This is a genomic window from Bdellovibrio sp. HCB337, assembly GCF_047302465.1.
In the GTDB taxonomy this organism is placed as follows: domain Bacteria; phylum Bdellovibrionota; class Bdellovibrionia; order Bdellovibrionales; family Bdellovibrionaceae; genus JACMRP01.
Genome location: NZ_CP178621.1, coordinates 729769 through 743427, shown reverse-complemented (window position 1 = coordinate 743427; position 13659 = coordinate 729769). Strand labels below are relative to the sequence as shown.

Sequence of the window (13659 nt, the reverse complement as noted above, 5' to 3'; positions counted from 1 at the left end):
TTGTCTGTGGCATAGAGCTTGTAAGCCAAGTGTGTGGATGAAGTGTGGAGAAAAATCCCAAGGAGCTCGTCATGAAACGCTGGTTCTATACATTCTTAGTGATGCCTTTAGTGTTCGTCGCTTGTGCTGACAAACAGGGATCAGACAATACAGTGGCTGTTGCTCCTCCACCGGCAAGTTGTATTAATGGCAGTGCCTACTGTAACTCGAACCTTTATGGCCAAAATAACGGATACGCTGCATACCCTTACAACCCTTACTACTACAACCCTCAAACCGTTTGGGGCCAAGGTGGTTACATGGGTAATTTCTGTAACTGCCCAGTAGGACATCGTCCCGTTTACAACGGACAATACGGTCTTGGCTGCGTCGCAATTTCTCAATTCCAACCAGTTGCCTATGGTGCTGTTTATTGGGGCTGGGGTGCAGACAACAGTCAATGGGTGAACATTCCTCAAGTCAGCAACAGCCAAGGTTATCCAACAAATCGTAATAGCAGCTGCTTCCAAAACGTGGCTCAAAGCTGCTTTATTGATCAAGTCAACTCTTGCGGCGCTGGAGCAACTTGCCGAACAACAGGTGGAGGCTCACGTTTGGGCATCTGCGTCTCTGCTGGCCAAGGTACTTTACCTCCAAATAATGGTGGCGGATTCCGTTAAAATCGAGGCTATTTAATACGGCGCACAAGGCGCCGTAAATGCTGATGGGCATAGGCTTTTGTGCTATCACCATGCCTATGACAACACAAAATCCATTACTCGAAAAATTCGTACAAAAAGACCAAGCAGTGCCATTTGATTTGATCAAAACTGAGCACTTCCTTCCGGCTCTGGATGAGGCCATTAAACAAGCCCAAACCAATGTCGACAGTATTAAGAAAAACAAAACAGAAGCAAGCTTCGAAAACACCATCGTAGCTCTTGAAACTTGCAGCGAACTTGTTGAGCGCGTAGTTGGAATCTACGGAAATCTTGAATCCGCTCACGCTAGCGAAGAACACCAAGCTCTTGCGAAAGACATCTATCCAAAATACACAGCGTTTAGTTCTGACGTCAGTCTTGATGAAGAGATCTTCCGCAAAGTAAAAGTCGTCTATGACAAGCGCAACTCTTTGGATTTGAACAAAGAACAAATCAAGCTTCTTGAAAAAACATATCTGTCTTTCACTCGCAACGGTGCTTTGCTGGATAACGAAGGCAAAGAAAAATTGCGCGCGATCGACCAAGAGCTTTCTGTTTTGGGTCCTAAATTCTCTGAGCATGTTTTGAAAGCAACCAACAGCTTTGAAATGCTCTTGGATAAAAAATCAGACTTAGACGGTCTTCCAGAAGGTGCTGTTGAAGCCGCTGCGCACATAGCAGAATCCAAAGGCCACAAAGGCCAATGGCTCTTCAATTTGCAAATGCCAAGCTACTTGCCGTTTTTGACTTACGCTAAGAACCGCACTCTTCGTGAAAAAATGTGGCGTGCTTACAACTCTAAAGCGTTCAACGACAAGTACGACAATCAAGAGAACGTAAAGAAAATCGTTTCTCTTCGTCATCAACGTGCACAGCTTTTGGGTTTCAAAACTCATGCGGACTTCGTCTTGGCAGAGCGTATGGCGAAAGATCCAGGCACCGTCAAAGAATTCCTGACAAAACTTCTTGAGCCTTCTAAAGGCGCTGCTCAAAAAGATTTCGCTGAAGTCGTTGCTTTTGCAAAAGAGACTGAAGGCGTTTCTGATTTGCAACCTTGGGACTTCGGTTACTATTCCGAGAAATTGAAAGAGAAAAAATATTCTTTCAATGAAGAAGATCTGCGCCCTTACTTCAAACTTGAAAACGTGGTGGAAGGTGTGTTCGAGCACGCTCGCCGTCTGTACGGTTTGACGTTCAAAGAGAACAAAGAAATCCCTGCTTATCACTCTGAAGTGAAAGTCTATGAAGTCTTCGAAGAAAAGACCGGCAAATACGTCAGCCTTTTCTATACTGACTTCTTCCCGCGCGAGACCAAAAAAGGTGGCGCATGGATGACGACCTTCCGTGATCAGGGTCTTCTCAGTGGCGATGTAAAACGTCCACATGTCAGCATCGTGTGCAACTTCACGAAGCCGACTCCAACCAAACCTTCGCTTTTGTCTTATGACGAAGTGAGAACTTTATTCCATGAGTTCGGCCATGCTTTGCACGGCATGCTTTCTGATTGCACGTACCGTTCTTTGAGCGGCACGAATGTTTACTGGGACTTCGTAGAACTTCCATCTCAGATCATGGAAAACTGGGTGGGCGAAAAAGAAGGCTTGGACGTATTTGCAAAACATTACGAAACCAATGCTCCAATTCCTACGGACCTTGTAGAGAAAATCAAACGCTCTTCAAAATTCCAAGCTGGCTGGGCTTCTTTGCGTCAGTTGCAATTTGGTCTTTTGGATATGAGCTGGCACTCTCAAGATCCTAGCAAGATTGCAAACGTGGATGACTTCGAAGTCTCTGCAACTGCATTGACTCGTATCTTGCCAAAAATTCCAGGAACAAACTCTTCTTGCTCTTTCAGCCATATCTTTGCGGGTGGATACTCTGCGGGATATTACAGCTACAAGTGGGCTGAAGTTTTGGATGCGGATGCATTTGAATTCTTCCAAGAAAAAGGTTTGTTCAATAATGAAGTTGCTCAAAAGTTCAAAGACAACGTTTTGAGCCGCGGTGGTACGGAACATCCAATGGAGCTTTACAAGAAGTTCCGTGGTCGTGAGCCAGATCCAAATGCCCTTCTACGAAGGGACGGTCTGATTTAATGGCCTCGCAGAAGCTTCTTCTGAAAGACAATAAAAACGTCGCCATCGTTTACCGTCTGCAAACTGCAGAAGCGGTCAGCATGGCGAAGAAGATCAGCTTGTGGTTGAAAGAAAAGGGCTATGAAGTTTTCACAGCTCCTCAACAAACGGCGATCCCAGGAACTAAGGTTCTTAAAACCAAAGCTGGTATTGATAAAATTGGCTTGGTGATTGCACTGGGCGGAGACGGAACTTATCTCCGCGCTGTACGTAGTCTCGAGGGACGTCAGATTCCGATCATCGGAATCAACATGGGATCTCTCGGATTTTTGACTGGCAACCGTGCAGAGGATGCCTTCCGAGTTTTGGAAGAAACTTTGGAAAGCAAAATGGAATTGCGACCGCGCTCGATGATTCACATCATGGTTCGTCGCAAAACCAAAATCCGTGCGGAATATCACGCTTTGAATGATGTGGTGATCGAGAGGGGCTCTGGCAGTCACTTGATCAGCACAGCGATCTACAGCGAGAAGTTCTTGGTCAGCGAAGTGAAAGCCGACGGTTTTATTATCGCAAGCCCAACGGGCTCTACGGCTTATAACTTGGCAGCGGGCGGCCCGATCCTTCATCCGGAAGCAAAAGTTTTCGTGGTGACTCCGGTGGCTCCGCATAGCTTGACCAGCAGACCTTTGATTTTACCAGATGATTTGCACATGTCCTTTAAGATGGACAGCCGCTCGCAGCGTGCGCAACTCATCGTAGATGGACAAAATGAAACTGAGATCACTCCGGATGACGAAGTGATTATCAAGAGAAGTGGTTTTGATCACTTGATGGTGAGAGCACCAAAACACAACTACTTCCACCTGCTGCGAGAAAAATTGAAATTCGGGGATCGCGCCTAGAGGGACTTCTGAGGGGGACTTATGCTTTTAGAACTGAAAGTTTCAAACTTTGCCATTATTGAAAATCTTCATATCGAATTTGAAACAGGTTTGAATATCTTGAGCGGTGAAACAGGTGCCGGTAAATCGGTGCTTCTAAAAAGCTTGGCCCTTTTAATGGGCGAAAAGTCTTCTGCAGATACAATTCGTACTGGCGCGCAGACCGCGACTATCGAAGGTTCTTTCGACATCCAAAAACGTCACGATATCAAAAAGAATCTTGAAGAGATGGGTATTGAGATCGAAGAAGATACTTTGATCGTTCGCCGTACGATCAGTACTGGCGACAAATCCAAAGTGTATTTGAATGGCACTCTCAGTACTTTGCACAACCTTCGTGATATCGTGGCACCTTTGATTGAAGTCGCTGGGCATTCAGCTCCGTTGATCGAAATGACGGGTCAGCATGAAAATCGCCATTTGCTTTCTAAAGCTTATCACTTGGATCTTTTGGATCAGTACGCTGGAACTTGGGATAAGCGTCTTCAATACCAAAAAGGTTTTGAGCGCTATCAGGAAATCCATCGCGAGATCCAACAGCTTGAAAGCGACGCCAAACAAAAAGCTCAACGTTTAGACTTCTTAACGTTCCAACGCGATGAAATCGCGGACCTTGAATTGAAGTCAGGCGAAGATGTTGAGATCGAAGCAGAAGTAAAGAAGCTTAAAAGCGCTTCCCGCCTGTTCCAGTTCGTGGATCAAGCCGAAGAGGCTCTTTACAGCGATGACGACTCTGCCATGAATCGCATCAATACAATCTTGAAACGTGGTAACGAGATTTCAAGCTTGGACCCACAATTGGCTGGTAAAATCGACGTGCTTGAGCAAGCAAAGACTTTGATCGACGATTGCATCTACAGTCTTCGTCAGTACGTGAATAAAATTGATTCTGATCCTCAACGCCTTGAAAGTCTCGAGCAGCGTTTGAGTGACCTTCGTAAAGTACAAAAGAAATACGGTCCGACTGTTGATGACATCCTTAAAGCTTTGGCTGAGATGGAAACAGAGATCAAAAATCTGCAAAACTCAGAGACTCGTATTGAAGATCTTAAAAAAGAAGCGGCTACTTTGGTTAAAGAACTTGAGAAACTCGCTTTAGATATTCATAAACGCCGTGAAAAAGGCGCTACTCTTCTTTCTGACAGCGTGAATGAAGAGCTTTTGGACCTGAATATGAAAGGCGTTACTTTCCACGCCAATATCATCAAGCTTGAGAACCTGACAGCAACGGGTGTGAGTGATGTCGAGTTCATGAGCCAAACCTCTGCAAAAGATCCTAAACGCCCTCTAGCAAAGTTTGCCAGCGGTGGTGAGTTGTCTCGTATCCTATTATCCTTGAAGCGCGTGGTGGGTTCTTCGAATCAGCCTCGCACTTACCTCTTTGACGAAGTAGACACTGGCGTTTCTGGCCAAACAGCCGAGAAAGTTGGCCGTAAGCTTAAAAGCATCGCTAAAGGTCAGCAGGTTATCTGCGTGACTCATTTGCCACAGGTCGCGGCTTTCGGGGATGTTCACTTCTTTATCCAGAAGTCTCCGAAGAAAGACTCGATCACAATGGAAGTGGCCGCACTTCCAAGCAAAGAGCGCGTGAAAGAAATTGCTCGTTTGATCTCGGGCGAGAAAATTTCAAAAACCAGCTTGGATCATGCCGAGCAGCTTTTGAAAGAGGCTCATTAGGATTTTAGTGATCCTTTTGTTGTTCCTTAGGTTCTTCTGTTAGATCTTCGGCTTCTTTTTCTAAAGCATTGAAAGTCGCAAAAGCACTATCAAGCGCCCGCAGTTTGTTGCGGGCCTTTGCTGCAGCCTCTTCAAACTTTGCACGAATTTGCTCTAGCTCTGCTTCTTCTAACTCTTCGAGGTCCATCAAAGAGTCATGCGCTGACCTCGTAGCTCGAATAAGTTCATCCAATTTTAATTGTACGGCCACCGAATCGCGGTTTTGCGTGTTCTGGATCAGAAACACCATCAGAAAAGTAATGATGGTCGTCCCCGTATTAATCACCAATTGCCAGGTATCGCTGAATTGAAAAAGTGGCCCAGTGATCGCCCACGCAAGAATAACAAAAACCGCTATTAGAAATGTGCCCGGCAGACCAGTCACATGCGCTGATTTTTTCGCAAATCGAGAGAACAGAGAGTTTTGAGCCATCGTTTTAAACGATAGCCCGCCGGTGGCAAAACGCAAGTCCGCGTCTTATGACATTTACTCGAAGATTTCGCTCAGAACTCGACCTGTTGTAGTCGCTGGTGGCAAAGCACCGTTGATAAACGACAAAGTCGGCGCAAGATCAATCACCTTGGCTTGGTTTGCATAAACGCCAGCCTTAATTTTTGGCCCTAAGATAATCAAAGGCACTGTTCTATCGTAAGCATAGCCCGTCATGTGATTCACTGGAGCTTCGCCCTTGCTGATATAGAATGGCTTTGGAATCAGAATGATATTGCCGTTGTTTCCTGCGATGTATTGACGAGTCAGCTGTTTTCCCAGCTCCCCAGTCGGCAAAATGTTTTTTGCGATTTCAGAGCTTGTTGCGATTTGCAAAACACCTGGCATTCCAGTCATGGCCTCTTTTACTTCCGCTTCGACCTGCTCTACGGTCACTTTTCTTTCTTTCAAAGCTTCGGGATTTAGATAGAAGTTAAAACTGACGCCAGCCGAAATCCATTCTTTAGAGGGACGGCCGAATTTTTGATCAAGTCTTTCATAGATTTTTTTGTACATCGCTAAATACTCGATGCGGCCTGAATCTAGCTTTGATGCTTGGGCGTAATCCACACTTGGAGCCACACCGTGATCCGCCGTCAGTGCAATAACCACATCGTTCAAAGAGCCCATGTGATTCTTGATCGCTGTCAGAAATTTCGAGATTTCTTTATCCTCTGCCAAAGTCATTGCTTTCAACTCTGGAGAGTTCGGGCCATACGTATGCCCCGCCATATCGTGAGACGAAAAACTCACAGCCAAAATGTCGGTCTGACCATTTTTACCAAGCTTTTCGCTCTTAAGAGCGGCCTCTGCTATTTCACGAGTGAGTTCAACACCCACTGGAGTCATTAAAAGTTTTTTGGCTTCTTCACGGTTTTTGAAGACGCCAGATTTTACGATTCGTTCATTGACCGTCTTTGCCCAAGCAGGAACTTCTTTTTGATAGTAGGTGCTCGTGATCCATTTTAAGTCCACTTGATCCATCCACAAAGTGACATCACTGCGATGGCCACCCAACATAATTGAAGAGCGATCTTTCAAAGCAACCGCAATAACCTTAGAGGATTCTGACACATTTTTTAACTCGTCTCCGAAAGTGCTAGTCTTCAGGCGACGCGGAGACATCCCGAACTCGCTGTCTTCTGCGCAGTAAGTTTTTTTCTTGGCGCTCACATCATACCATTCATTCAAAGAAATTCCGGTGAAGTACGGATGCGATCCTGTCGAGATCATCGCGTGCCCTGGACATGTCATCGATTGAAGAACATCGTATTCAGCAAACGGGAAATACGCGCCTTTAGAAATCAAATAATTGAAGCCACCGACTTCATTCTTGGCGCCGACAGGCATAAATTCTTTTTGATACTTCGTCAGATAATCTGCGCGGAATTGGTCGATCACCATGACGACAACAAGTTTTGGTTTCTTGTTGTATTTCTCTAGCGTCAGAGCGTTTGATACAGAAGCGACAAAAATAAACAGAACTAGACTCAAATATTTCATCCCGAGAGATCCTTTGTTAACGTCTATGCTAACGAGCCTCTCGGGATGACACAAGAATCTAATTGTTAAATATCTGTCTAGATTCGTTATGGTTAAATTTTAATTCCGACCTTTTTTGCGATTTTCGCTCCGTATTCTGCATCGCACTTGGCAAAATTCTCTAGATTAGGACGTAAGATGTGCTCGGGAATTCCCTGCATGGTTCCCGCGATCACTGTCGTTAAACGCTCCCTCTCTTCTGGAGTCATCAAGCGATACAAATCACCGGCTTGTGTATATTCATCATTGCCTTTATGAGCATCATATCTTGCAGCGTCGCCAGAGATTCTGAGTGGTGGCTCTACCAAGCTCTCATCCTGCGCGGGTCCTGCAAAATTATTGGGTTCATAATTGTCATGAGTTCCGTTCCCGTCGAATCTCATCGCGCCATCACGCTGATATGAATTTACTGCATTCTGCGAACGATTCACCGGCAAGTGTTGGTAGTTCGCACCGATGCGATATCTCTGAGCATCTGGGTAAGCAAAGAGTCTTGCTTGCAACATCTTATCTGGTGAAGCACCAATGCCCGGAGGTAAGTTCGATGGCGAGAACGCCGCCTGCTCTACTTCTGCAAAGTAGTTTTGCGGATTGCGGTTTAGCTCGAGAATTCCAACTTCTTGCAAAGGATAGTCCTTATGTGGCCACACTTTCGTAAGATCAAACGGGTTGATTCTGTATGTTTCAGCTTCTTTCTCGGGCATTACTTGCACCATCAAACGCCAGCGCGGATATTCGCCTTTTTCGATCGCTTCAAATAAATCGCGTCCTGCATAGTCGGGGTCTTTACCCGCAAGCTCGGTCGCGCGTTCTGGAGTCAGGTTTTTAATTCCTTGCATGGATTTAAAATGAAACTTCACCCAGAATCTTTCGCCAGATTTATTCCAGAAACTGAATGTGTGACTGCCAAAGCCGTGCATAAAGCGATAGCCATCTGGAATTCCACGATCACTAAAAAGCGTCGTCATCTGATGAAGTCCTTCCGGAGACTTCGACCAATAATCCCACATACGATAAGCATTTTTATAGCCTGTACGCGGATCCCGCTTTTGGGAATGAATGAAATCTGGGAATTTCAATGGATCCCGTTCAAAGAATACGGGTGTGTTGTTGCCGACCACATCCCAAATACCTTCATCTGTATAGAACTTCACTGCAAACCCACGCGGGTCGCGTTCTGTATCGGCAGAACCCTTTTCTCCGGCGACGGTCGAGAATCGCAAAAACACGTCGGTTTTTTTACCGACCTGAGAGAATACCGCTGCACGCGAATACTTCGTAATGTCTTTCGTGACGGTAAAGTGTCCATAAGCGCCAGAGCCCTTGGCATGTACCACACGTTCTGGCACGCGCTCACGATTGAAGTGCGCAAGCTTCTCAACTAAGTGGAAGTCTTGCATGAGCACGGGTCCTCTGGCACCTGCTGTGAGTGAGTGTTGATTTTGCGAAACAGGTTGTCCACCCGCCGTTGTCAGTGTTTTTTTATTAGAGGCCATTTGTAATCTCCTTTTTGCTTTGTAATTTTTGAGCAATGTAAAAACCCCAGAGGCGCACTTGCTGAATTGTGCGACGGAAGAATCCCTCTTGGGCTCCGTCGAGTAAGACCGCCATATCATGACGACCAAACATCTGGGCAAATTGCAGGGCATTCATACCAATAAGATTAGTGGCGCTGACGTCTGCGCCCGCACGAATCAAGTGTTGTGCGACTTCGATGTGCCCTTTGAATGCGACTCCCATTAAAATGGTGTTACCACCACGATCGGGACTCTCGACATCGGCACCGTTCGTGATCAGCCACTTCACTAAATCAATATGATTGTAATAAGCGGCGTACATTAATGGCGAATAGCCTTTGTGATCTTTGATGTTGATATCTAAATATGGCGACAGAGCTTTTTCATCTGCAAAAGCTTCCGTGTTCCCTATCTTCGCATCAACGAACAATTTTACGGACTCTGTATTCTGTTTTCGGTACTCATCATAATTTCTCATGGTTCACCTCGATCTCCATGAGTTTATAATCGGTGAAAACGATATAGATTTTAAATATTATGTTCCTATATACATATAGGTAAAAACTATGATGCCTATTGGCGCCCCCTCTATCTTCCTGAAATGAGCTATGTTATTGCTGGGAAAACAACGGGGAGATTAGGAATGGTACAAGTAGATGTCTTCTGGTCCTATGGATTAAGCGCGGGGTTGGCGTTGGCAGCAGGCCCGGCTCTAAAAAAGGAAAGCTCGTTTTGGAACAACAAGTTTTTTAATTTGAGTCTTCTATGGACTGCGATCGTTTTCGCTCCGTCTGGCTTGTACCTATTGTGGGCCTTCCCCGGGTGGGAAACTATGTTTGTGGCAGAAACTCACAGTTCCATCCCCGCCTGGCTGGTCTGCCTGTTTGGCGTCACCAATGTCACTCAAGGTATTTTAGGATTTTTTGTCACTTGGTACTTCCTACGAAAAGGCCAGCAAAAGGCCGCGGTATTTCAAACTATATGGAGTCACTTTGCGATGCTCTTTGTTCTGGTCGTTGGCTGGGACGGAACAGGCTATAAACGCTTCTTCTATGCGGGCACAGGTCCTGAGTGGCATCAAGGTGTGGAGTACCCGATTAGTGCGTTCTTCTCAGCTCCCATTTTTTATACGCTTTTAGGTCTTGGTGTCGCTTTTATACCGACTTATTTCGGCCTTGTTCGTTACTTCCGCAAGCAGGTTCAGGCACATTCCTAGACCTCTACCGAGTTTCAACTTTTGCGAGGCTGGTTTAAGCTAAAACTATAGACCTTCAAAGGGAGTTTTGCTTGAAGTCCATCTTATGCCTCGCAAGCGTTTTGATATTTACGATTTCATGTGCCCACACCTCGTCATCGGAACGAAATCCGGCTCAGGACGGAACAGTTCAGGAAACTGTAAAAACTCCTCCTTTGCGCGCAGATGAAACGACGATTTGGACTTTGCAAGAACTCGCACAAAAAGGTCGTCTTGATATTCTCGAAGATCTTTTTAACAACCACGGAATCAATCTTGAAAAAGTTCCTGAAGGTTATGCTGCCGGTGCTGGCGCCCGCGTATTTGACTTAGGCACTCCTTTATTTGCGAAAGCTCTTGATAGTCTAACTGGCGCAAATTGGCGCGGAAAGATTTTCTTTCCATCTGAAAATCCACGCAAGAGTATGGGGCTGAATCGTATTCGTCACACACTGCTGTTAAAAACTTCCGTGACTCCGATGGCAAGCTTTGTAACTCAGCTTTTGGATAAACATCCATTAGTCCCTAAAGCAAAATCGAATGTAGTTATTTTGAATTATGCAAAGCCAAACACCAAAGGCTATTGGCAAGAGTGGGCTCTGACCCAAATCCAAGTCTATGACGTGATGGTGGCTGTCCCTGGTAGATATGGTCCGGTCTTTATCGGCAAAACGTGGCTTGGAAGTTATGCAGACAATCGCACCTTCAACACAGATGAGCCGAATCGTTTGATTGCATGGTTCTTCTTAGACTTCAACAGTGAAGCCGTTGCGGTTCAGCAGAAGGAACACTGGGATGGCTCTAAGGAAAAGATCCTGAATCCAGTTCCTTATATGCGAGCAATTCAGCTCCCAGTCATGCCGGACTAGGTTTTTATTTTTGTTCTAGTTCTTTCACATCCGGAGACGCTTCTGCTTTTTTGTCCATCGAAGTGACTCTCTCTTCAGCTTGCTCATACATAAACTTTAGACCATTACGATTGCGTTCCGAGAGCACCGGCCAATACACGGCGTTCTGAAATAGAAATTCTTTCTCTTTGGGATCAAGACGACGCCCCTCCACGTATGCTTCGGGGACCGCCGAGTAGCACTTCAATTGATCAACCGTTAAACGTCTCTGAAAACTTGGCGACAGCGAATAGTTAATCCATTCCATCGCCAGAGTTTCTGCAAACGCGGAACGTTTTACCGCCTTCGTCACTAACAAGTAATCCGTCCAAAGAGTTATACCCTCTTTGGGATATGCAAAGGCCCACTCTTTGTTTTTGTCATCGTGAACCGAGTGGGACAATCCCCACGCCGTCGTCAAGATACTGCGAGTGACGTCTTTATCATGCGGAACCCCTTGCCAATAATTTGCATGTCGTAACAGTGTCATTAACTGATGTTTAAAAACTTCAGTATTAAGTTTGTCAATATCTGCAATGGTCTTCTTTGGAAGGCCCATTGCAAGTGCTGTGATATAAATATTGCTCTCGTAAAAGTCTTTCGAGATAGCGTAACGCCCGCGATAGCGCGGGTCCCAAAGCACTTTCCAACTATCTGGCGGATGCTTAAAATGTGCTTTCTTATAAAGCAGACTATAGGAACCCGTTGCAAAGGGTACTCCCATCAGAACTTTCTTTTCCAAGACAGCCTCGTTTTTTAGAAATCGAGGTTCGACTCCTCTAATATTTCGTACGATCTTTTTGTCGATAGGAATAACCAACTGCTTGCCGATAAAGTTAAAACGATCATCCCGAATAAGATTATGAGATGGAGAAATAATGTCGGTCTCGTCGGCGCGAACCCGATCGTAAAACTCGTTGGGTGAGTAAACGTACTTAACCACCACCTCGATATTTTTCTTATACTTCTTCTTGATAATGTTTTTGAATTCCTGAACAGCCCAATCGGGTGCGTAGGGCTCCCAAACATCCATGGTCAATGTTTCAGCCACAGGCTTCTTTTCAGGTTGTGCATAGACCGCAAGAAGAAGGATTAACCAAATCCAAATCTTCATGCCTCGAGACTATCCAACTCGCCGGTTTTGGCATAGCTTGAACTGATCCGTCTGTAAAATGCCACTTCCAAGTAGACCGGTCGTAACACCCTTTTGATCTTAAGCAAACTCTCTAGAATTATCAGAGAACTCCCACGTAACGAGGCTAGTTGATTTCTAGCCTTTCCGTATTTCTCCCTAAATTTTCCCTTTGACCTTGCCCTAGGGGCAAGCCTGAGGGTAAGGATGAGGTTCGAATGAAGGATTGGCTGACAATAGGACAATTTTCTAAGCGCGTCGGGGTTTCTGCAAAAGCCCTTCGCATCTATGAGAAGATGGGGCTTCTGAATTCCCATACTCGTGGCGACAATGGCTATCGCTATTACAAGAAATCACAACTGGAACTTGCTTACCGACTCCGTGACTTTAATGAGCTGGGATTTACTCTGAACGAGATCCGAGGCCTTTTGGCCGCTGATAGCGCTTTGGATTTCAAAAAGCTCGATAAAGCTCTGAGCCAACGCTTGGCTGTCGTGCTCGATGAAGAGAAAGCCCTGCTTAAAAAGAAAAATCAGCTAGAACGCATTCTGACCTCTCTGAAACAGAAAAACGAGCCACTTACGGCTTCAGAGAGGAAGTACATTATGACAATGGTTGAAAAAGTCTCGATCGTCATCACCGGCATCGAGGGACTTGAACAAACAGCACAGAAAATTCAAGAGCATCTCGCAAAAGGCGGCTTACGGGCCCCCGTAACTCTTTGGGATGGCAAAACACCACTGCCTCAGGAAAAACCCCATATCTTGGTCGTTCCTGAAAAACATCTGATGGCTCCCGAAGTAAAAAATTTGAATCCTGAAGTTATCGTCGTTCAGAAAATAACTTCATCGACCGAGTCCCTTATTCAAAACTATCTGAACCTTTTTTCTTTCGTCGGTGCACACACGACAACCATCATTAATGCGGATGATGAGTCTTCGGTAAAGCTCGCTGGCGAGACTCTTGTGAAAAAAGGCCGCATTTACTATTTCTCTAAGAACACCAATCTTGAAAAACAAATCCGCTATATCGGCGGCGTGGTTAGTGATGGCGAAGACATCACGATTTATGGCTTCAACCGCTACCGTCGCTCACAAATGAAATTGGATAAGACTTTGAGTCTTGATGAAGAGATTGTATTGCTCTCCTCGCTTGCCGCCGTCATGGAAATTGGCTTGCCGATGGAAAAGTTCCCTTTAGTCGTCGGTTAACTCTCAAAAGTCGTAAGGGTCCTCGGGGCTCTTACGACTTCCCCGGCTTTACAAAGTAAAGTTCCCCTCTGAAAAAGGCGCCGAAATTTGTTAGACAGGCGCTCGGAGTTCCACGTGCTCCAAATATCTAGAGTCTCATTTCGAGACATCGTTTTCCCCTATTGTGGACCTCAGATACCAGATGACGGCTCGGCCCCTCTGGCTTCGTGCTTGCAATAGTCTTGAAGGAAT

Annotated in this window: 12 protein-coding genes; 7 read left to right on the top strand and 5 right to left on the bottom strand. The window is 45.6% G+C overall.

Going from position 1 to position 13659, the window contains the following annotated elements:
• Nucleotides 1-71 precede the first annotated feature (71 nt).
• From ACLWBB_RS03545 to recN, 4 genes are all read left to right on the top strand, one after another.
• Nucleotides 72-659 (top strand): hypothetical protein, encoded by a 588-nt coding sequence (locus ACLWBB_RS03545; RefSeq protein ID WP_413290188.1) that lies wholly within the window; start codon nucleotides 72-74, stop codon nucleotides 657-659.
• Nucleotides 660-736: 77 nt separating this feature from the next.
• Nucleotides 737-2776 carry a M3 family metallopeptidase gene (locus ACLWBB_RS03540; RefSeq protein ID WP_413290187.1) on the top strand — a complete coding sequence of 680 codons (2040 nt, stop codon included), beginning with the start codon at nucleotides 737-739 and terminating at the stop codon, nucleotides 2774-2776.
• Nucleotides 2776-3660 (top strand): NAD(+)/NADH kinase, encoded by an 885-nt coding sequence (locus ACLWBB_RS03535; protein WP_413290186.1) that lies wholly within the window; start codon nucleotides 2776-2778, stop codon nucleotides 3658-3660. The genes ACLWBB_RS03540 and ACLWBB_RS03535 overlap by 1 nt, the downstream gene beginning before the upstream one ends.
• Before the next feature lie 21 nt (nucleotides 3661-3681).
• Nucleotides 3682-5376, top strand: a complete 1695-nt coding sequence (gene recN / locus ACLWBB_RS03530) for a DNA repair protein RecN (RefSeq protein WP_413290185.1) — start codon at nucleotides 3682-3684, stop codon at nucleotides 5374-5376.
• 4 nt (nucleotides 5377-5380) lie between these two features.
• On the opposite strand, the gene ACLWBB_RS03525 is transcribed toward recN, so the two are convergent.
• The 4 genes from ACLWBB_RS03525 to ACLWBB_RS03510 form a co-directional block, all read right to left on the bottom strand.
• Nucleotides 5381-5848, bottom strand: coding sequence for a low affinity iron permease family protein (locus tag ACLWBB_RS03525; RefSeq protein WP_413291580.1), 468 nt, complete (start codon nucleotides 5846-5848; stop codon nucleotides 5381-5383).
• Between the two features lie 54 nt (nucleotides 5849-5902).
• Entirely contained in the window at nucleotides 5903-7408 is a 1506-nt protein-coding gene (locus ACLWBB_RS03520; protein ID WP_413290184.1) for an alkaline phosphatase family protein, read from the bottom strand.
• Nucleotides 7409-7500: 92 nt separating this feature from the next.
• Nucleotides 7501-8943 carry a catalase gene (locus tag ACLWBB_RS03515; RefSeq protein WP_413290183.1) on the bottom strand — a complete coding sequence of 481 codons (1443 nt, stop codon included), beginning with the start codon at nucleotides 8941-8943 and terminating at the stop codon, nucleotides 7501-7503.
• Nucleotides 8933-9442, bottom strand: a complete 510-nt coding sequence (locus tag ACLWBB_RS03510; RefSeq protein ID WP_413290182.1) for an ankyrin repeat domain-containing protein — start codon at nucleotides 9440-9442, stop codon at nucleotides 8933-8935. Before ACLWBB_RS03510 ends, ACLWBB_RS03515 begins: the two co-directional genes overlap by 11 nt.
• Before the next feature lie 165 nt (nucleotides 9443-9607).
• On the opposite strand from ACLWBB_RS03510, the gene ACLWBB_RS03505 reads away from it, so the two are divergent.
• Together ACLWBB_RS03505 and ACLWBB_RS03500 are read left to right on the top strand one after the other, a co-directional pair.
• Nucleotides 9608-10180, top strand: coding sequence for a hypothetical protein (locus tag ACLWBB_RS03505; protein ID WP_413290181.1), 573 nt, complete (start codon nucleotides 9608-9610; stop codon nucleotides 10178-10180).
• Between the two features lie 71 nt (nucleotides 10181-10251).
• Nucleotides 10252-11067: a hypothetical protein gene (locus ACLWBB_RS03500; RefSeq protein ID WP_413290180.1), complete on the top strand. Its 816-nt coding sequence runs from the start codon at nucleotides 10252-10254 to the stop codon at nucleotides 11065-11067.
• 4 nt (nucleotides 11068-11071) lie between these two features.
• On the opposite strand, the gene ACLWBB_RS03495 is transcribed toward ACLWBB_RS03500, so the two are convergent.
• A complete protein-coding gene (locus ACLWBB_RS03495) occupies nucleotides 11072-12199 on the bottom strand; it encodes an ABC transporter substrate-binding protein (protein WP_413290179.1) in 1128 nt (375 codons plus the stop codon).
• 236 nt (nucleotides 12200-12435) lie between these two features.
• Between ACLWBB_RS03495 and ACLWBB_RS03490 the strand changes: the two genes are divergently transcribed.
• Entirely contained in the window at nucleotides 12436-13428 is a 993-nt protein-coding gene (locus tag ACLWBB_RS03490) for a MerR family transcriptional regulator (RefSeq protein ID WP_413290178.1), read from the top strand.
• Nucleotides 13429-13659: the final 231 nt, after the last annotated feature.